The following is a 21,754-nucleotide window of genomic DNA, read 5'->3' on the forward strand; positions in this document are numbered from 1 at the left end:
GCTTGCATTAACCAACTGTAAACTATGAAACTAACTTAGTTTCAACCGTTCTATGTCCATTTGGTTCAGCCGATATATGAACCCGATAATACGTAACAGGCCACAGTGATGCGATACGTTCGGGCCATTCGACAAAACAGTAATCACCCGAATCGAAATACTCTTCGATACCAATATCCAACGCTTCAGCTTCATTACGAAGTCGATAACAGTCGAAATGATACACCGAATGCCCTTCATGGGTCGTGTATTCATTCACAATTGAAAAAGTTGGGCTTTGGACTGTGCTAATAACACCCAGCGCACGACAAAGAGATTTGATGAACGTTGTTTTTCCCGCGCCCATCTCGCCTTCAAATAGCCATACCGACTCACTCCGGCCTTCTGCCAATAATCGATGCGCTACAGTATCAAGTTCATCGAGATGGCGAATGGGCAATATCATGGGGCTGTTACGTTAATAGCCCGCAAAGATACATAATTTTACGCCGTCCACTTCGTGCGCATTGGACGACTTAGCAGTCGGTTGGCATCGGCATCGTTTTCGAATTTTTCTTTTTTGGGATTCCAGTGGAGCGGGCGGCCGAGTTGATAGGCAATATTGCCCAAGGTGCAGACAGAAGCGGTACGATGTCCGACTTCGACATCGCAGATGGGATTCTTGCGGCTTCGGATGGCGTCCAGAAAGTCTTTGTAATGATTATCACTGAAGTAAACCGGCCGGCCGTTGCCGCGTTTCTCGGACTCGCCAATGACCTTGTCTTTTAACGTAACGGGCGTCGTTGTCAAGTTACCCCGACCCACTTTGACTTCGCCTTCGGTGCCAATAAACTGGCAGAATTGTGGTCCATCAACGGGCGTATGATGCATTTCAACACCATTGGCGTAGCGATAAACCAAACCTTTACCATCCTTACCTGGTACTAATTCCGTGGGACCGGAATTGTCCATATCCAGGCCCCACTGAGCAATGTCGAACATGTGGGCACCCCAATCGGTCATACCACCTCCGCCGAAATCGCGGATGTCGCGCCATTTGCCCCAGAACGTAGCGCCTAAGGCCGGGTCTAGCACATTATTGTATGGACGTTCAATGGTATTGGGACCAAGCCAGGCATCCCAGTTCAGACCGGCAGGAATGGGTTCAGCCGTTAGATCGAAATCGCGTGGGGGGCCGCCAACGTTAACGTTAATCGTTTTTACTTGTCCGATGTATCCGTTACGTACCAGTTCGACAGCCTGACGAAATTCTTTCCAGGAGCGCTGCATGTTACCCGTTTGAAAGACCCGCTTATATTTTCGGGTAGCATTCACCATATCTCGCCCTTCTTGGATCGTGAGTGATAGCGGCTTTTCACAATAAATATCTTTTCCGGCTTTGGCAGCGGCTATAGCAATCGGACTGTGCCAGTGATCGGGCGTAGCAATCACTACCGCATCAACGTCTTTGTTGTTGAGCAGCGTTCTATAATCGTCATACTGCTGACAGCCGTTATAAGAGCCCTTATCCGCTTTGTCGGCGTAAAATTTATTGACTGCTTCGGCAAAAACAGGCATTTTAGGTTGATCAACATCACAGATCGCCATAACTCGGGCCTCGTTTTTCAGAAACTGATTCCGCAGCCCACCTGCCTGTTTACCCAGGCCAATGAATCCCACTGCAATCTGGTCACTGGGAGGGAGGAAGCCGCGACCCAATACATGACGGGGAACGATATAGAAAGCCGACAACGTAGCGGCTTGTTTCAGGAATGTCCGGCGATTCGTTGACATAAAAGAGTCTTCCATGTGTGTAAGCAGTTGATAAAAACAAAAGAGGGTAACGAGCAAGCTTTACTTACTCATTACCCTCTCTGCACAACGTGATTATCGCAGCCCGATCGTGTTTAACTTTTCGAGCAATTGCAACAAACCCGTTTTAGTTATAGCCCGGATTCTGCGTTAGCGTTGCAACCCCATCTTTTTTGGTATTAAAGATTTCCTGAATCGGAATCGGGAAGTATTCGTGTTTGCCTTTTACGAACGTAACGCCTTTCAGATACGTCCGTTTTAAGGAGACCGATTCGCCTGCGTAATAGGTGTTGAGAACCTGATCAGCAATACCCCAGCGAACAAGATCGAACCGGCGATGTCCTTCCATACCCAATTCCAGACGTTCCTCAAACTGTACGGCCTTGCGTGCCATGTCTTTATCAGTCCAAGAAGCGGTGTATTCTTTAATTACGTAGTTGGCTGCATTGGTTCCGTCGGAATTTTTAACAAACCCATCGGGATTCGCTGCCCGTTTGCGAATCTGATTGACATACCCGCGGGCTTTGTTCAGATCACCAATTTCAACCTCAATTTCTGCCAGCCAAAGTAATACGTGATCGTAGCGAATCATGCGGTAATTGTTAGCATTCAGCCGATTGTTACCTGCAAAGGTATTCGTACCTACGTCCGATTTATACATGACGTGCTTTTTGGGTGAATAGGGTCCGCCATATGCCTGATCACGCACATAAGGCTTGCCCGTATGAACCCCCCAATCCAGGAAGGGAATGCCCCGGCGGCCAACTGTCCAGTCTAAACGGGGGTCAAGTGTTCCACCGTAGGGCGTAAATGCCGCCGTTGCTTCAAGTCCCTGATCGCTGGTTACGTCCGTTGCGTTGAACGTATCGATGAGGGGCAGACCATTCGCATCTGTTTTGAATGCATTGACCAGGTTCTGCGAGGGCTGGAAGAATCCGCAGCAAGTCGTTACGCCACCGCCACCGTATGGATAGTTCAGCGTTGAGCCGATGTTGCCATTTTCACCACCGGATGCCCCGTCGTTGACTGAGTACTGGACTTCAAAAATAGACTCGGCATTGTTGTTGGTTACGGCCCTGAAGTTATCGTTGTACCTATCCACCAGTCTGTACTGACCACTGGCTACAATAGCTTCGAGCAGGGGTTTGGCAGCAGCGTGATTCTTCTGAAATAAATAGGCTTTAGCTAACTCGGCCGCGGCTGCCCATTTAGTAGGGCGACCAACCTGCGATTGTTTGGCCGGAAGTACGTCGTAAGCCGCTTTTAGATCGGCAACAATGTTCGGCCAGATGTCTGTCGTGTTGGGGATCTTCGTGCTTTCGAAATCGACCGGATTATAGGTTTTCTCATCAATGTAGGGAACCATGTTGAACATTTTCTTGAGTTCAAAATGGTAATGACCGCGCAGAAAACGTACTTCAGCCGTGACCTGTGCCTTCTCCGCATCGCTCATGTCTTTGGCTAAAGCCATAGTCTGTAATACGTCGTTAGACCGAGCGATACCGTCATACATACCCCGCCATTTGCCCCGGAAATAGATATTGTCGGACTGAATATTCCCCTGCTCAATCAGCGAAATATTTGGCTGGTCACCGGCAATGGTGCCTTTGTAGGCATCATCGGACGCTACGCTGCCATATACCCAGTTATCGGCACCAACATTGTAGGAGCGGTAAGCGCCTTCGGGTGTTGCCCAGCCATCCAGGAGCGAATAAGCGCCGATGAGGAGTGCATTGACACCGGCTTTATTTTGCAGGGGGGCGATGAGCAGCGCGGCTTTCGGCTGCACATCCAGAAATTTGTCAGAACAGGACGTCGCCACTGCCAGACAAACAGTTGTTATAAAAATGGTTGTTTTTTTCATGGATCAGATAAAACCTATAAGCCGGACCGCCGAAGCGGTTTCAAAAAACCTTATAGGTTTAAGTTAAAATGACAGATTCAGACCTACTAATATCGTTTTAGCTACTGGATACGAACCGCCGTCTACGCCAATCTGACGGTCGTTACCCGCCGTGTATGCCCGCAGGTTTACTTCGGGGTCCATGCCTGAGTATTTTGTGATTGTAAACAGATTCTGGGTTTGAACGTAAATCGATGTAGCGCCCATCTTCAATTTTGATAGTAGTGCTTGTGGCAGTTGATACGTTAGCTGAATGTTCTTCATGCGGAAGTATGAGCCACTTTCGAGGTAATAGGTTGAGGGCTGAATGCTAACCTGATCAGCTGATTTGAGCTGGGGCAGAATGGCATCGGTTGCACCCGGACGCCACGACTGATACAACATGCGTGTACTGCGGTTGCCGCCGAATGTTGGGAAGTCGGTCCAGTATTTGGTGTAATTGAAAATCTGGTTACCCTGAACGCCCTGGCCGAATATCGTTAACCCGAAGTTTTTATAATTCAGACTCAGGTTTATCCCGTAGTTAAACTTTGGGTGCGGACTGCCAATGATACTCAGGTCCTGCGAGTTAATAACTCCGTCGCCATTTATATCACGGAATTTGAACCGACCCGCTACGTTCTCCGGGTTATTCGCTGTACCGGCGGCTTTATCGCCAAACTGTGGTACGTAGGCTTTTGCTTCTTCGTTAGACTGGAAAATCCCGTCGATGGTATAACCGAAGAACGAAGCCAGCGGATAGTTCTGTTGGGTAACAACGAAGTTCTGAATCCGCTCATCGTTGATGCCAAAGTACTGCGTGTTGGGGTCGCCGTTCGTTTTGGTCACTACGTTGCGATACGTACCGAAATTGACACCAAGGTTATAGGTCAAGCCGCTACTACCGATTTTGTCGCCGTAATTAATCATCAGATCAACACCCCGGTTGCGCATCGAACCGATATTCTGGAAAGGGACTGTAGCTACACCCTGCGTGAGCGGAGCCTGTACGGGGAACAGCATGTCGGACGTAGTACGGGTGTACCAGTCGAACCCAACGGTCAGTCGATTTTTGAGCAGGCTGGCGTCCAGACCAATGTTTAGGCTGGTAGTTGTTTCCCATTTGGCTCTTACGTTACCAAATTGAGTCAATTCATAACCCGATACTGCCGACGTGCGCGTGCCATTGATGTCGTAGAACGACGTAATGGGGTTGGTACTGTATTGTGTAAAGGAGTTGTAGTTCCCGATTTCCTGGTTACCGGTTTGTCCATAGCCTATCCGAAATTTAAGGTCGTCAACAACGGTCAGCGACTTGAAGAAGTTTTCTTTCGAAATACGCCAGCCCGCACTCGCTGCCGGGAATACCGCTGACCGGAACTCTGGAGCAAAACGCGATGAACGGTCCCGACGGACGGTCAGGTCAAGCAAATATTTGTCGTCCAGAGCATAGTTGATTTTTGCAAACTCAGAGGCCAGCCGCCAGTTCGACGCGCTACCATTATTGGTTTGAACACCTGTACCCGAACTGAGATAGCGATTATCCAGGTCATCCACAAAGAAATTCGTACGAGTAGCATCAAATGTCTCGAAGTAGTTTTTAATAGACTCTGTACCGGCAATTACGTTGAAGCGGTGCCGATCTCCGAGCGACATATTATACGTCAGCGTGTTATACCAGGTCCATGTCCAGCCATAGTTGTTGTTGGTTGCCAGGCTATTGGACCCACGCGCTTCCGACGCTTCGATGTTACGAATCGAGTAGTTCCGGTAGTTATAGATGTTGTAGTCAATCCCAAAGCTGGTGCGGGCCGTCAGGTTGGGCAGAATGTCGACTTCGGCAAACGCGTTACCAAACAGACGAACCTCGATCTCTTTATTATCCTTGTTTCGGTAGAGGTCAGCCATGGGATTGAAGGCATTGTCGAGATCGCCCCCGCGTGTACCGGCAAAGTTTCCGGCTACATCATATACCGGAATAATCGGCTGAATCCGGTAAGCGAAGGAAATCGGGTTGCTCTCGGCGTTATTACCATTGGGCTGACCGATACGTTCGCCGTAGGCTACCTGGAAATTCTGGCCAACGCGAATGCGCTTATTGACGTTGAATTCTGTATTAGCACGTAGCGAATACCGTTTGTAGCCCGTATACTTCATGATACCATCCTGGTTGAAGTAGTTGAGCGACATGGCATAGCGTCCGTTTTCACTACCGCCCGAAACCCCTAGCTGGTGGTTTTGAATGGGAGCAGCCTGGAAAATTTCTTCCATCCAGTCGGTGCCTGTTTTATTGGCTTTCGTGATGAGCAGAAAGTTCGGTGAATTGATATCACTGTTGTATCTAACATACGTACCGTCAGGGTTTTGTGCAACGCGCGGATCACTGGCTGATGCACCACTGGGCAGAATGTAATCGGGAATTACGGGCGTTGGACCATTGCCAAACTGCGAGTGTACCGGGTTTCCGTTGGTCCCAACAACGCCCGAGTTCTTGCGGGATTCCCAGATGAGATCGGCGTATTCCTGGGTGTTGAGCATATCCAGCAACTTGCCGTGCCGCTGGGAACCGTAATACGTATCGTACGTAAATTTAGGTTTACCCGCTTTCCCCTTTTTCGTGGTGATAATGACAACACCATTACCTGCGCGAGATCCATAAATCGATGCAGCGGATGCATCTTTCAGCACTTGCAGGTTCTCAATATCGCCCAGATTCAACGTGTTCAAATTCCCTTTCGTTGGTACGCCGTCGATAACGTAAAGGGGCGAGTTATCATTGATGGTACCGAACCCCCGTATACGTACCATGACGCCACCGCCTGGTGCGTTTTCATTACCAACCGTTACACCTGCTACCCGACCCTGTAAGGCCTGACCGACGTTTGTAGCCGGAACCGATAGCAATTGTTTGGCATCCACAGTTGCCACTGCTCCCGTGATGTCTCGTTTGGCCTGAGAGCCATAACCCGTCACAATTACTTCGCTCAGCGTTTTCACATCTGGATCCAGCGCTACGTCGATAGTAGAACGATTGCCGATAGTAACGTCCTGCGACATGTAGCCAATAGCTGAAATGGTCAATACGTTACGTCCTGATGCAACGTTCAGCGAAAATTGTCCATTGGCATCCGTAACCATACCGGTTTGCGTACCCTTCACAACAACGTTAGCGCCAGGTAATGCGCTGTTGTCTTTACCGTCTGTAATGCGGCCGGTTACTTTACGATCCTGGGCAAATGCCCCTACGCACAATAGCCAACTTAGGAGAAAAAATGGCACTGTACGGTACGCTTGCTGTAAAGCGTGTTTCATCATTTGATTATAAAATTAAGTAGAACTTATAGGAAAATAGATAGGTATTAATGCCTAAAGCATAACACAAAAAAAATCTAACTATATTTTTACTCAAAATGACAATAAATTAACTGAGTATAATTCCTTGTTTGACAAATAATAAATTGATAATCAATAGTTTAGAATATATATTATCTTATGTAGTTATAGACGTATCCAGTTTGATAATTGTGCTTAAATCGATTGAGTTTGTACTATTCAACGAGTAATCGATTTTTTCAAACGTTGTAGTAGGTATTAATGCAAAAATCCTGGCTTAAACGAGCCAGGATTTGAAAACATTGAAAAAAAGTTTCTTACACTACGTTAACTGTAGCTCATCAATCACACGCTGCACCTTCGCTTTCAGTTGCGCATACGTATCATCAAAGGCTTCTTTACTCTCGAGCGGTTCGCGTACGCTGACGTAGAATTTGATTTTTGGTTCCGTACCTGAAGGGCGGGCTGATACTTTTGTCCCATCTTCTGTAAAGAACTGCAATACGTTCGACGATTCAATTCCCATTTTACCCGCTTCAATCGCAGACGATTTTCCAGATTGGGCATCTAATCGGGTGAGCGCTTTATAGTCGTCTACCCGAACGACGGGCGATCCGGCAATTGATTTGGGCGGGTTGGCCCGGAAGTCGGCCATCATCTGCTGAATTTCTTCGGCCCCCGATTTTCCTTTTTTGGTTAGCGATACCAGCGATTCGTAATAGAACCCGTTCTCCTGATACATAGCCATCAGCATATCGAACAGGCTCTTGCCCTGATCTTTGGCGTAGGCCGTTAGCTCGGCAATGATGGCGCAGGAAGCAATAGCGTCTTTGTCGCGGACGAAATCGCCGATGAGGTAGCCATAACTTTCTTCACCACCACCAATAAATTTCTCTTTGCCTTCGAGTTCGCGAATAACTTCGGCGATGTATTTGAAACCAGTCAGGGTATTGTAGCAAGTTACGCCGTAATTTTTGCACATCTGGTCGATCAGGTCCGTCGTTACGATGGTTTTCGCTACGAACTCTTTGCCTGTCAGTTTTCCGGCGTCTTTCCAGGCGTTGAGCAGGTAATAAATAATCAGGCTGGCCATCTGGTTACCATTCAGCAACTCAAACTCACCGTGGTGATTGCGGGCACCCGCGCCCACGCGGTCAGCATCGGGATCTGTGGCCATGATCAGGTCAGCGTTTAACTCATTGGCCAGATCAAGAGCCAGTTGCATAGCTGCCCGTTCTTCGGGATTCGGCGATTTTACCGTTGGGAAATTACCGTCGGGTGTGGCTTGCTGCTCTACGATGTGCACATTCGTAAAACCCAGCGCGTCGAGTACGCGAGGCACTAACGTAATGCCTGTTCCGTGAATGGGCGTGTATACGATGTTCAGATCGGCCTGACGTTTTATAACGTCTGGGTTGACCGCGTTCGATTTGAGCCGTTCCACATAAGGCGCATCAATTTCTTCGTCGATCAGATGAATTTTTTCGGGAACACCCTCAAATTTGATGTCGTCAACGGACGTGATTTTGCTCACCTCGGCGATAATGGCTTTATCGTGTGGGGCTACCACCTGACCACCATCATTCCAGTATACTTTATAGCCGTTATACTCAGGCGGGTTGTGCGAAGCTGTCACTACGATACCACTCTGGCAACCCAGTTGCCGAATGGCAAACGAAAGCTCGGGGGTTGGGCGCAGGCTGCTGAACAGATAGACTTTTATGCCGTTGGCCGAAAAAATATCCGCTACCAGACGAGCAAATTCCGGACTCATCCGACGGCTATCGTGTGCAATCGCTACGCTAATGTCTTCACCTGGAAAGGCTGCATTGATGTAATTCGACAGACCTTGCGTAGCCGCTCCGACTGTATAGCGGTTCATCCGGTTCGAACCAACGCCCAGAATACCACGCAGGCCACCGGTACCAAATTCAAGATCGCGGTAGAAAGAATCGGTTAGTTCGGTAACGTTGCCCGAGTCGATCAGGTGTTGAATGGATTCTTTGGTAGCGGCATCGTAATTCCCGCCGAGCCATTTGTCAACCCGCTGCTGGGTAGAGGAATCAAGGGCAGTTGTCATATTAGTTTTACTGAACTGTGGTTAGTTATGTGAACGTATTGTTTATAAGCGACAAAGAACATTATTAGTATGAATATGTCAAAAGGTCTTTCACGATTTCGATTGTTTAACCTATCTGGCTACGTACCCTACTTGTCTAATCTCCGAAAGGACTTTATAGAAACCCGCTCTTTGCTATCACTGTTTCGAAACGGTCATTACTATAAAACAAAAAACGAAACCTAAATACTCGTAAAACGGATTAACAAGCTAATCGCCATTCGTCACGTTAAAAAAGGAAGGTACATTATTACGTGAGCCATAAAAAAACCCTGACTGCTGTCGTCAGGGTTTTTAGCGGTATCAATACGTACGTACCAATAGTAACTGATTTCGGAGTTATTTCAGAATAGGCTCCAGCGCAGCTCGGTTTTCGTTAAGCCAATCGTGAATGTCGGTCACAATTTCGCGGATGCCGAGTTCGGGTTTCCAACCCGTCAATTTCGTTACGTTCGTGTTGTCGGTAATATAAAGCCGGATATCGGCGGCCCGGTTCTCGGCTACTTGCTTGATTGGAATGGTTTTGCCCGTTATCTCCTGACAGATTTTGGTTAATTCCTGCAGCGATGCACTACTTTGCATACCACCGCCTGCGTTCAGAATTTCGCCGTTTACGTTATCCAGATTGTGCAACTCCCAGTCGATCAGTCGGTATAGATCGGCGATGTGGAGCATATCGCGGGTTTGCTTGCCTGTGCCGCCGTAGCCGATGTAAGCTAGTTGCTGTTCGAAGTAATGCTTGGCGATCCAGAGCACCATAACTCCCTGATCGACTTTACCCATTTGCCATGGTCCCGTAATAACACCACAGCGATTAATAACGGTTTTCAGGCCGTAAAACTCATTATACTCCTGAATCAACAACTCAGATGCCAGCTTTGTGGTCCCATAAAGCGATCGTGCTCCATCAAGTGGGAAATTCTCGGCAATACCTTGCGACGATACGCCGGAAACGGGCTGATTGTCGGTCAGCACAAAACGCGTATCCGCTTCCTCGAAGTTGAGCGTTTCGATGGTTTTGATGGGATACACACGGCTTGTCGACAGGAAAATAAAATTAGCCTTGTGCTTTAACGCGTAATTGAGGCAATTAACGGTTCCGAACAGGTTCGTGTTGATCAGATAGTCGGGCGTACCATCCAGGCCTGCCAATACCGATGGTTCGGCAGAAGCTTCGATAACCGTATCAACGGCGGGCAGTGCATCAAAATCTTCTTTACTACGTATGTCGCCGTGTAAGAACTCAATCCCGGCTGCTTTGAGCCGCGCCAGGCTCAGTTCAGAACCTCGGCGTTTAAGGTTATCAAGCGCGAAAATCTGATAGTTCGGATAGTTTTGTTTCAGCGAAATAGCCAGCGATGAGCCAACAAATCCGGCCCCGCCGGTGATGAGTAATTTCATATGGGTAATGATTGACTGGTAGAGTGATAAGATGATTAAATAGCTGACACACATCCTATTCAACCATTCTATCACTCTATCAGTCAATATTAAGTGGTGATACGTTTCAATTTGACATTTTCGACTGGCCGAATGACCAGAGGTACTTTTTCGACTTTAACTGAACTACTATCCAGACCAAACCAGCGGTCTTCGGGCGTAGTGAAGCTTTTAATGCTGAAGTAGATATTCATAATTAACCGTTCCCGGGCGGGTAACTCATTCTCGAACGACAGAAATTTTTCCAATACAACAAAGCGGAAGTCTCCAATGACGTTTTGACGGCTAAGTGATTCATAACGACTGGTAATGTCCACCTCTTTATTCTTCACCATGTCTTCGATCACTTTTCGGAAGAACAGGTTAATGCGTTGCTCAACCCGAAAGCCCAGCTTGAAGGTTACTTTGTAGGCATCATCGGGGGCAATGGTGTTCACTTTATACTCCATTGTGTAGGGGTCGTCGGTTGTATCAACGTGAACAAACCAGTAGATGTCTGCTCGCTTAGGACGTTTCTGGAAGATCGAATAGATGATTTTCGACTCAATCTCCGACTGCCTGGCCGCATTGCTCATAAACACGATATGCGTGGCATATTTCGGAATGCTAATGTCCCGGCTGAGTTCCTTAATCGCCTGCGTATATTGATCGATGCGAACGTATTCGGTCAGGCGCAGTTTGATCTGGAAAGCCTGCAACCAGATGTACATGACACTGGCTATGGCCGAACCAATCAGCACCGAGACCCAGCCACCATGTGGAAACTTGATTAGGTTAGCGACCAGGAATGAGCCTTCGATGCCCAGATAAACTGTTAGAAATAACACAACCCACCAGGCTTGATACTTGTGCGTATATAAGTAATACGACATCAGCAACGTGGTCATGAGCATCGTTAAGGTAATGGCCAGACCATAAGCCGCTTCCATATTAGATGACTCACGGAAGTACAATACGACCCCTACACAGCCCGCCCAGAGCAGAAAATTAACACTCGGTACATACAACTGCCCTTTCTGAACACTTGGATACCGCAAACGAACTTTGGGCCAGAAATTAAGTCGAATGGCTTCGCTGATAAGCGTAAAGGAGCCGCTGATAAGGGCCTGGCTGGCAATGACTGTAGCGACCGTAGCAATGCTGATACCAATGGTTAGGAACCAGGGGGGCATTACTTCATAGAAGGGAATGCGATCCTTTAAGACTTGTCCCTGAATGCCTAACAACCAGGCACCCTGCCCAAAGTAATTGAGTATCAGGCATGATTTGACGAATACCCAACTTACCCGGATATTGGCTCGGCCACAGTGACCCATGTCAGAATAGAGGGCTTCGGCACCGGTTGTGCATAAAAATACTGAGCCCAATAGCCAGAAGCCACCCGGATATTCTCCTAGGAGCCACCAGGCATAGTACGGATTAAAGGCCGCCAGGATCCCGGGAGCCTGGGCAATCTGAATAATCCCCAGTACACCCAGCATCACAAACCAGATCAGCATAATAGGTCCAAAAGCTGTACCGACTACGTTTGTCCCGAATGCCTGAATAAGAAAGAGAATAGTTAAGATCGCAATAACGATCTCAATGATCTGTATATGTGTAATGCTTGGGTAGAGCAGACGTAATCCTTCCACTGCCGATGAAACCGAAATGGGCGGGGTAATGATACCATCAGCTAGCAGGGCCGATCCGCCAATAATGGCCGGTAAAGTCAGCCAGCGGGCGTGTCGCCGAACCAGGGCATAAAGGGCAAAAATGCCGCCCTCACCCCGGTTATCCGCCCGTAGAATCAGGATAACATACTTGACCGTTGTTTGCAGGGTGAGCGTCCAGAATACGCAGGACAAGGCTCCCCGAACGACATCGGCACGGATAATGTTATTTGGACCAATAATGGCCCGGAGTGTATACAGGGGCGACGTACCAATATCGCCATAGATGATACCCATTGCTACCAGTAGCCCAGCGGCTGTAACGGTATCTAAATGTTTCTTATCTTCCATACAGTAGGCTTGCGCCTTGTCGTTCCAAACGGGGTCAAAACGGGGCAAAGATAACCTATGTTTAGATTCATTGACGCTGGTTTAGTCGAAAGTTGATACCTGGCCGACTACATAAAAATTTGGCCGAAAGTTAGGCAAGCAGGGATTCACAGAAGAAAACCAGATGCGTCTTTATATCGTACATATGGTTGCCGTTATTCATACCGGCTGACGTTTTGTTTAATTAGGTGTGTTGTGTAGATGGCCCGTTTAGTGAACAGGCCATCTCTTTTTTTTAAGAGCTTCGAATACTGACTTAATGCGCTGGTTAACAGATTATTGTTGGCTATTCTTGATCAGTGCTACGTAAAACCGAATCATGTTCTGGTAATCGTTGACACCGATGCGCTCGTTAGTACCATGAATGCCCTGTGTTTCGGCATCGTTGAGCGGTATGGGCGAAAAACGATAGATGGATGACGTAAGCGCTGAATAGTATTTAGAATCCGTGGCGCCGAGCATAACATAAGGCGCTACCACTACGTCGGGAAAAACGCTTTTGATTGTTTGATGTATTTTTAAAAATGATGGACTTCCCGGGTCTGATACGATCGACGGATCGTTTCCCTTTCCCAGGATATTTACTTGAATACTGTCGTTGTCAATTACCTGCTTAACGCGTTCGATAACACCTTCAACCGTATCGCCCGGTAATAAGCGAAAATTAATGGTAGCAGTGGCATCAATCGGTAATACGTTGTCTTTGGCACCAGCTCGGAAAATCGTAGGTGCTGTTGTAGTACGTATCGATGCATTGGCCGACTTTGTCTGCGACATTTGGTGCTCAATAAGCGGACCAAATAGCCATCGGTTCGCCAGGGCTACGCGTTGCCCAAACGAAACCTCTGAGGCTACATAATCCAGTAAACGATCGACCCCTCCGTCCAGACGGGCTGGAAAAGGATTGTGTTCTAACTTACTGACGGCCTCAGCCACCATGCCAATGCTGGTTTGTACTGGCGGCATCGACGAATGACCGCCTTTCCCAATCGCTGTCACTTCAAGACTCAGGTAGCCTTTTTCCGTAATGCCGATCAACGCAACTCGTTTATTCAGGCCTGAAACGCCATCGGTTTTAATGATACCGCCTTCGTCCAGTACATATTCTACGGACACTCCTCGTTGCTTCAGCGCAGCAGCAATCGTTTGAGCACCTCGTTTTCCTAATGTTTCTTCATCCTGACCGAAAGCCAATAATATGGTTCGCTCAGGTTGAAAGTTAGTATGTAACAAATACTCGACTGATTCGAGAAGACCCATTACGCTCATTTTATCATCGAGCGTACCACGGCCATACAGATAACCGCCTTCAATCAGACCATCAAAAGGTGGGCGTTTCCACATGCGTTGCGTTCCCTGAATCACCGGCACAACATCGTAATGGCCCATTAGCAAAATGGGTTTCAGAGCTGGATTTTTACCCTGCCACTCATAGAGTAGGCCATATTGATTGAAAGTCTCGTGTTTAAGCCGCCGATGAACAAGGGGAAACGTAGCACGAACGTAAGTTAGAAACTTGTCGAACTGGGTTGTGTCCGTCAGGGCGTAATCCGTGAAAGAAACGGTAGGAATTCGGATGGCACCAGCCAAATGTTGAATCGCTGAATCGGGAACTTCGATTGGGGTGGCTGGCGGTACGTTGGTTAACTGATGCGACGTTAATCGGAACGTATTGATGAGAAGCGCAACAAGCAGTAAAATCAGTAAAGCGCCAATGAGTCGTAAAATTGATCGCATAGAGTGGGTCGGAATGAACGATGAAGTGAATGTATCGAAAAGGCAACCGCTGTGTTACCCTCACTGCTACGTGTATCCTGGCCCAAAAACGCCAATATTTAGTACAAAAGAAATACCAGGTGATTAAAAATAACTGCAGGAGACCGGTAAATCAGCATTCTTCTTAGTTGACATAATAAAAACACCAAAACCAGGTGGCGGTCGAACAGACGTCTATCGGATGCTCTACATGGATCTACCACTGATGACTCAGTGAGGTGGATTTTCACCACCAACCCCTAGATCAGGACGAAGAAATTCTGTTCTACGACACCGGTTTTGGCATTATCAAATAAACATGCAGGGCAATAAGCGAAAAGCGTGTGATGCTCTACCCACTGAGCTACACCGGGGTTTTGCCCCAGCGACCGGATTCGAACCGGCGACGACCTCGTTAGAAGCGAACCGGGCCGCCGGAGCGGTAACGCTAGTCTACGGCACCCGCAGAAATAAATAATGTTCTAAAACGAAGCACTTACCTAGAAAAAATACAGGGCAACAGGCTGTCAGAGGATGGGAGTCGAACCCAACGCTTTTCAGCGTTTCCACCAGCGAAGTATCTCTGTCATACGGCACCTGCACAAAATCAAAACAGGAGTAACAATCGGAATGAGAAACGGGGCTGTGCTTGCCGGAGTCGAACCGGATGACCTTGTGTTACCTGTACACTACGTCATTCCTCCCCTCGTGGAGCGAAGTAACTCACGCCTACGACATCCTGTTTTAGTAAACCTACAAGGTCCTAAAGACCTTATAGGTTTGTTTATTTCAGAGTATAATCTGTTCAATCGCACTCAGCGTCGTTTGCCCTTCTTCGAACGCTTGCAATACATCAAATACTTTATCGGACCAGCCAGCAATCAGATAAACGTCGTTCGGCTCAATACGTAATGGCGCATTTCCGTAACCGGCTAAGTCGAACAAATACAATCGTGCGTCTGGAAACAATGTTTTATATCGCATCCATTTCGCCGATAATGTATTGGTATGGCTTTGGTTTGCCGTATGGCTATCCCATAACTGCGTATCTGTAAAGATCATTACCTTACTGGCTTTATGACGTCGTTTGATCAGGTCGTCAATCACCAGATAGCCGTTGGTCGAATAGCCGACTTCGCCTTCGCGTCGATAAAATTCATCGACGTTCGCCAGAATTTGTCGGGCGGGCAACGTAACGGTTTTCCAGCGATCACCAAACATACCACTCAATACGTTCCGGCACTTTGCCTGCAACAGCATCCCTAACAACAAGCCGATATCGTACAACTGCACTTTACTCCTGGCCGTGCCGCGTCCGGCTGAAACTGGTTGATGCATTGACCCTGATACGTCGCAGGCAACCACTACGCTTGTGAAGTAGTCGAAACCACGCAGGTTGGCTACACTGGCATAAACCGCATCTTCGAGCGCTTCGAGCAGCATCGGTACGTGTCCGAACGATAACCCTTTCAACTCCCGATAAGCCGACAAAAACCGGAACGGCAATTGTTTTGCATTCCGAACGGCTTTTTCGTCAGCCAGCAGCGTACAGACTTTTTCAACGTGTGCGCCACTGACGCCCGCTTCGAGTATGTTGCGCAGGTTACGTAGCGTGGCCATGTAGCCTAACCGTCCGCTGTTGATCAGTTCTTCCCACTTTGCCCGTACAGCCACCTGCTTTTCGGCTTCGTTTGCAAACGAAAGTCGTCCTAACGCACTCAATTCGGTTTCCCAAGTATAAGGTGTATTTAACGTATAGTTCACGATCTTGTCGAAAAGGGCCTGCTGTGTTTCGTCTTTCGCCTTTGGGTGCACGAGAAACAACGCATCCCGCAGCTTGACGGCTGTATCCCGGTTATACTTGGCAAACTGGTATTCGTCAAATTTATTGAAGGCAGTTGCTAGTCCTTTTTGCATCTGTTTCGAAATCCGGTTGAGTTTTTTGGCGCCGGTACGTTGGTTTGCCAACTGGTAGTAAGCCAGTAACTCCGTAATCTCGTCAGGACGTTGTACAGCCCGACCAACGGCTTTCCCGACCAATCCATCGCCGTTATGCACTTTCGCCAGTTCGCCCAGTAACACAATCGGCGCTGAACGCAGATACATCTGCTCCCGAACATACACCGCCAGCTTGGCCACGAATACTGGATCAACTTTACCGACTAATGCCTGAATTCGCGCCAACCGTTGATCTGCTTTTTCATTGTACGAATCGTTTAGCATGGTCGTAACTACGGCCGAATACAACGCCATCTCCGGTGTTAGCGTGTACGCTTTGGCACCCTCGTAATTGACGGTTTCGGCGTTACCCTTAACTAGTGGCGCGATAAGTTGATTGAATTTCATGATCGTCGGTGTTTTATAAACTTGACGATACAAAGGTTTTGGGCATCTGCGCAGTCTTTTTGCGTAGTTGTAAAAATTTTTGGTTTTTTTGAAAAAATTTTGTCGTCGTCCCGTATGCCTGCCAACCGCAACGCCCTTATTCGATACCGAGCTATTGATACTTGTCTGGCCAATAAGTATCGGCAATGGACATTAGAGGCATTGATCGATGCTGTTTCAGAGGCTTTGTATGAGTACGAGGGGATGGATAAAGGCATCAGTCGCCGGACAATTCAGGCTGATCTGCAAATGATGCGAAGCGATAAGCTTGGCTACAATGCGCCCATTATCGTGATCGACAAAAAGTATTATGCCTACGCTGATCCAGCTTACAGCATTACGCAGATTCCACTGACCGGGCAGGATTTAGGACGTATCAGCGAAGCAGTTGAGGTACTCAAACAGTTCAAAGGCTTTTCGCATTTCGAGCAACTGAGTGGCGTCGTTCAGAAACTCGAAGCGCATATCTATTCCGCTTCAACGAATCAGCGGACGATCATCGACTTTGAGAAGAATGACAACTTAAAAGGACTTACGCACCTGGACGTACTTTATCGAACCATTGTTCAGCGGCAGGCTATCTCTGTTACGTATCAATCGTTCAAAGCTCATTTGCCTGCCCAGTTTCGTTTCCATGTCTGGTGGCTGAAAGAGTTTAAAAACCGTTGGTTTGCGGTAGGGGTTCGGGGTAATCAAAAAGAAGTGCAGCATCTGGCCCTGGATCGCATTATCAGCATTGAATCTGCTGAGGAGACTGCTTATCGAGATAATCCCGGCATTACTGCTTCTACGTATTATCAGGACGTAATTGGTGTAACGGTCAGCCAAACGTTACGTCCCTGTAACGTGCTGATATGCGTTGCGACGGAACATGCGCCGTATGTAGAAACCAAACCACTTCATCATTCACAGCAACTTGTCGAACGGCGCGACGACGGAATTGTTATCCGATTGGAGGTGCAGCTAAATTTTGAACTGGAGCGCGAAATCCTAAGCTTCGGTGATGGCATGACCGTTCTGGCTCCCGCCCGACTTCGTGAACGAATTCGTCAGAAACTCAAAAACGGACTGGCGCAGTATGAAGAAGATGAAAAGATCGACTTATAAGGTTCTTTGTTAACGATGCCAACCGTAAAAGGAACGGGTTTGATTCCGGTGATACTAGCGCGATATCCAAACGTAGTAAGTTTAGTATTGTCCGGCGTCAATGACCCCGTATTGATACTCCTTTAATCTGAGACTTGACGTTATTTTTTTACGTTCAGCTAATCGAATAAGTGTACGGGCAAATGAGGAAGTACTTTTGCGATGTGCCACACCGCTGTAATGTAAAATGCAGGTACTCCATTCAGACAGTGTCAATCATAGGCATTGGAGCCAGCGCGTTGAGACTGCATAGACAGGCACGAGCAGCCTGTAGAAGGCTATCTACGTAACGTTGATCCGTACTGTGGTCGAATTCGATTTGGTTTTCTTGATTTCAACATTGCTAAATTCAACATCTTTAGGGATACCCTTACATTACTGTATCCCACAACAGATACCCGTTCAGGCCAATAATGACCACGGCCACCACCCATGATAGCGCTTTCATCCAGGCAGGATTGACAAAACGGCCCATTTTGATTTTGTCGCTCGTAAACTGAACAAGAGGCACAACCGCGAAGCTAAGTTGCAGAGATAGAATCACCTGACTGAGCACGAGCAATTCGCTGGCACCCTGTTCGCCGTATAAAATAGCCACAATCAGGGCAGGCACAATGGCTAGTAAGCGCGTAATAAGCCGACGTAACCAGGGTTGGATACGCAGATTCAGAAATCCTTCCATTACGATCTGGCCTGCCAACGTACCGGTTAATGTAGAATTCTGACCGGAGGCTAGTAGCGCCACGGCAAATAGGATTCCCGCCAGTTTAACGCCCAGAATTGGATCGAGCAGACGGTGAGCATCGGTGATGTCGGCTACTTGCTGATTGCCGGAAAAATGAAAGGCCGCTGCCGATAGAATTAAAATGGCCGCATTGATGAAGAAAGCCAGGAACAACGAAACTGTCGAGTCAATTGTGGCGAATTTGATCGCTATTTTACGACCGTCGTTGTCACGTTTAAAATCGCGGGTTTGTACAATACTCGAATGCAGGTACAAATTGTGAGGCATGACCGTAGCGCCCAGAATACCGATAGCGATGTACAGCATGCCTGGATTTGTAATGATTTCCGCGCTGGGAATCAGGCCCGCTGCTACGTCCGCAATGGCTGGTCGAGATACTAAAAGTTCATACCCAAAGCAGCCGATGATCAGGAAAATCAAACTGGCTACAATACGCTCAATGGTCTGAAACCCCTTGTTCTGTAGATACAGCAGCAGCAATACGTCCAGAGCCGTAATGAGAATACCAACCGTAAGCGGAAGGCCAAAGAGCAGATTCAGGGCAATGGCTGATCCAATTACTTCGGCTAAATCAGTAGCGGCAATAGCGATTTCGGCCAGTAGCCACAAGCCAACCGCTACGGGGCGGCTAAAATGATCACGGCATGCCTGAGCCAAATCCCGCCCGGTGGCAATACCAAGTTTTAACGCCAGATGCTGTAGCAGCATGGCAAACAAATTGGAAATCAGGATAACGGATAAGAGCCGATACCCGAAGCGGGCTCCACCAGCAATATCGGTAGCCCAGTTCCCAGGGTCCATGTAGCCTACCGCCACCATCATCCCCGGACCCATATAGGCACGTAATGTCTTGAAAAAACCGCTATCGGCCGGTACATGGACAGAACTATGCACTTCAGCCAATGATTTTACGTCGTTTTCCTGCCGCCAGCCTTTTAATGGTGTATTCGTTGCTTCCATCTAGTTCCAGTATCGTTCAGAGAGCTCAGATTCCTGTTTTTAATGAACTGCCTTCACGCAGTAACTACAAGACTGAACAAACTTGGGTTGTATCACTTATTACTCTTTTAGCACGAGGCTTGCCGTTACGCTCTGTCATCTATAACGTAACAAATATAAGGATTGTTGAAATAAAAATTTAGACTAGTCTAAATTTTTAGAAAGTTTAACATAAAAACTAACTTTGTGCATAAACTGTTTCTGCGTCTTTTCCCGTTCCTACTGAAGAGTTGTCGTGTATGCATTCGTTTACAGAAGAAAATTATTTGAAGACGATTTATTATCTGGCTAATCGGCAACAGAGCGAGGTGAGTACGAATGCGCTGGCAGAGATGACGTCGACAAAGGCAGCTTCGGTAACCGATATGTTACGAAAGCTAGCTGATAAACAGTTAATTCATTACAAAAAATACCAGGGTGTTCGCTTGACGGATGAAGGGGAACGACTGGCGTTACAAGTCATTCGTCGCCACCGGCTCTGGGAGGTTTTTCTGGTTGAAAAGTTAGGGTTCGGCTGGGAGGCTGTCCATGAGATCGCCGAAGAGTTAGAGCATATTCGGTCCGAAGAGTTGGTAACACGGTTGGATACGTACTTAGGTAATCCGCAGTTTGATCCACACGGTGATCCAATTCCAACGCCAACGGGGCAAATGCCCGAGACGGGTTATCAGAAACTGTCCGACGTATCGATAGGAGAGGGTGTTTGTCTGATGGGCGTACTGGAGCACTCGACGGAATTTCTGCAACACCTCGATCATTCCAATTTAACCCTCGGCTGTACTGTAACCGTACGCGAGATCAATGCCTTTGATAAATCAGTGCTGGTACAGATCGCAAGCGGACGAACAGTGTTTGTCAGCTATGAGGTCGCCAAAAATTTATTAGTCAACTAACTAACGCGGAGTCGGTTACTCAAGAACCGACAGACCAAACAACGTGTCGGGTTTGAGTAACCGACACCACAAAATGAAACTACTAGATTGGTATATTCTTAAACGATTTCTTCAGACTTACGTTTTTGTGGTGCTGGTGATCGTGCTGGTGGTGGTCATGATCGACTACACCGAAAAAGTGGATAATTTTCATAAGACTCACGCACCCGGCAGCGAAATTCTCTGGAGCTATTACCTCAACTTCGTTCCTTATTGGGCCAATTACATCAGTCCACTAATGGTGTTTATTGCTACGGTATTCCTGACGTCACGCCTGGCGGCTCGCACCGAAATTATTGCGATTCTGAGCAGTGGCGTGAGCTTCATCCGGTTGTTGTTTCCGTACGTATTGGGCGCAACCGTGCTGGCCGTGGCGACATATTTCATGGTCAACTACATCATTCCGAAGGCGAATAAAACCCGGATTGCGTTCGAAATAAAGTACATCAACGATGCTTTTACCTACTCTGGACGTAACGTGCATTTGAAGATTGCGCCTAAAACCTACGCTTACTTAGAAAGCTACGTAAATGCGAGTAATACCGGTTATAAATTCACGCTGGAGCGCGTAGAAGGTAATCAGCTCAAAGAAAAACTCTCTGCTGATCGGATTGAATGGGATGCCAAGAAAAAGAAATGGGCGGTCTACGACTACAAAATTCGTACCATTGACAATCTGCGCGAGACACTCACGTCGGGTGTTCGGGTTGACACCACCCTGAATCTGAAACCCAGTGATTTTGATTCCGAATTTAACCTTTACGAAACGCTGACGCGCCCTGAATTGAATCAACGGATTGAGATGCTACAAAGTCGTGGTTCTGACGGGGTTGAGACGTATATGCTCGAAAAATACAGCCGAGATACTCGACCGTTTGCGATCATTATTCTAACCGTCATTGGCGTGATTATGTCGGCTCGTAAAAGTCGGCGGGGAGTCGGCTGGCAGGTAGCACTGGGTTTCTTTCTGGCCTTTACGTATCTCCTGTTTTTCATGCTGGCCAAAGGTATTGCCGAAGGCGGTAACTTAAACCCGATTGTGGCGGTCTGGCTGCCAAACGCTATTTTTGCAGCCATCGGCGTATTGTTGTACAATACAATCCCGAGGTAGATTAAATGAAGAGTGAAGAATGAAACGTGAAAAATAAATAGCTGATGTAAACTATTCTTCACGTTTCATTCTTC

The 21,754-nt window shown here is 47.6% G+C and carries 14 protein-coding genes; 4 read left to right on the plus strand and 10 right to left on the minus strand.

Going from position 1 to position 21,754, the window contains the following annotated elements:
* Positions 1-22: 22 nt before the first annotated feature.
* From tsaE to IC230_RS07600, 8 genes are all read right to left on the minus strand, one after another.
* A complete protein-coding gene (gene tsaE, locus IC230_RS07565) occupies positions 23-445 on the minus strand; it encodes a tRNA (adenosine(37)-N6)-threonylcarbamoyltransferase complex ATPase subunit type 1 TsaE (protein WP_191038364.1) in 423 nt (140 codons plus the stop codon).
* 38 nt (positions 446-483) lie between these two features.
* A complete protein-coding gene (locus tag IC230_RS07570; protein WP_191038365.1) occupies positions 484-1,788 on the minus strand; it encodes a Gfo/Idh/MocA family protein in 1,305 nt (434 codons plus the stop codon).
* A gap of 130 nt (positions 1,789-1,918) precedes the next feature.
* Entirely contained in the window at positions 1,919-3,655 is a 1,737-nt protein-coding gene (locus tag IC230_RS07575; protein ID WP_191038366.1) for a RagB/SusD family nutrient uptake outer membrane protein, read from the minus strand.
* Positions 3,656-3,718: 63 nt separating this feature from the next.
* The gene (locus IC230_RS07580; RefSeq protein WP_191038624.1) at positions 3,719-6,985 is read right to left on the minus strand and encodes a SusC/RagA family TonB-linked outer membrane protein; all 3,267 of its coding nucleotides are present in this window, start codon (positions 6,983-6,985) and stop codon (positions 3,719-3,721) included.
* Between the two features lie 343 nt (positions 6,986-7,328).
* The gene (locus IC230_RS07585) at positions 7,329-9,086 is read right to left on the minus strand and encodes a phospho-sugar mutase (protein ID WP_191038367.1); all 1,758 of its coding nucleotides are present in this window, start codon (positions 9,084-9,086) and stop codon (positions 7,329-7,331) included.
* 378 nt (positions 9,087-9,464) lie between these two features.
* Positions 9,465-10,526, minus strand: coding sequence for an NAD-dependent epimerase/dehydratase family protein (locus tag IC230_RS07590; RefSeq protein ID WP_191038368.1), 1,062 nt, complete (start codon positions 10,524-10,526; stop codon positions 9,465-9,467).
* 89 nt (positions 10,527-10,615) lie between these two features.
* On the minus strand, positions 10,616-12,568 hold the full coding sequence (locus IC230_RS07595) for a KUP/HAK/KT family potassium transporter (RefSeq protein WP_191038369.1): 1,953 nt from the start codon (positions 12,566-12,568) through the stop codon (positions 10,616-10,618).
* A 315-nt stretch (positions 12,569-12,883) separates the two neighbouring features.
* Positions 12,884-14,344, minus strand: a complete 1,461-nt coding sequence (locus IC230_RS07600; RefSeq protein ID WP_191038370.1) for a M20 family peptidase — start codon at positions 14,342-14,344, stop codon at positions 12,884-12,886.
* A gap of 337 nt (positions 14,345-14,681) precedes the next feature.
* Here IC230_RS07600 and IC230_RS07605 point away from each other — a divergent pair, with 337 nt between their 5' ends.
* Positions 14,682-14,840 carry a hypothetical protein gene (locus IC230_RS07605; RefSeq protein WP_191038371.1) on the plus strand — a complete coding sequence of 53 codons (159 nt, stop codon included), beginning with the start codon at positions 14,682-14,684 and terminating at the stop codon, positions 14,838-14,840.
* Positions 14,841-15,151: 311 nt separating this feature from the next.
* On the opposite strand, the gene IC230_RS07610 is transcribed toward IC230_RS07605, so the two are convergent.
* Complete coding sequence (locus IC230_RS07610; protein WP_191038372.1) at positions 15,152-16,708, minus strand: TROVE domain-containing protein; 1,557 nt, start codon at positions 16,706-16,708, stop codon at positions 15,152-15,154.
* Positions 16,709-16,822: 114 nt separating this feature from the next.
* Here IC230_RS07610 and IC230_RS07615 point away from each other — a divergent pair, with 114 nt between their 5' ends.
* Positions 16,823-17,854, plus strand: coding sequence for a helix-turn-helix transcriptional regulator (locus IC230_RS07615; protein ID WP_191038373.1), 1,032 nt, complete (start codon positions 16,823-16,825; stop codon positions 17,852-17,854).
* A 409-nt stretch (positions 17,855-18,263) separates the two neighbouring features.
* Here IC230_RS07615 and IC230_RS07620 read toward each other — a convergent pair whose 3' ends face one another.
* Positions 18,264-19,598, minus strand: coding sequence for an Nramp family divalent metal transporter (locus IC230_RS07620; RefSeq protein ID WP_191038374.1), 1,335 nt, complete (start codon positions 19,596-19,598; stop codon positions 18,264-18,266).
* Between the two features lie 278 nt (positions 19,599-19,876).
* Here IC230_RS07620 and IC230_RS07625 point away from each other — a divergent pair, with 278 nt between their 5' ends.
* Positions 19,877-20,530, plus strand: a complete 654-nt coding sequence (locus IC230_RS07625; protein ID WP_191038375.1) for a metal-dependent transcriptional regulator — start codon at positions 19,877-19,879, stop codon at positions 20,528-20,530.
* Between the two features lie 73 nt (positions 20,531-20,603).
* Entirely contained in the window at positions 20,604-21,680 is a 1,077-nt protein-coding gene (locus IC230_RS07630; RefSeq protein ID WP_191038376.1) for an LptF/LptG family permease, read from the plus strand.
* The last annotated feature ends 74 nt before the right edge of the window (positions 21,681-21,754 follow it).

The sequence above is a fragment of the Spirosoma validum genome (assembly GCF_014699035.1).
GTDB classification, from domain to species: Bacteria; Bacteroidota; Bacteroidia; order Cytophagales; family Spirosomataceae; genus Spirosoma; species Spirosoma validum.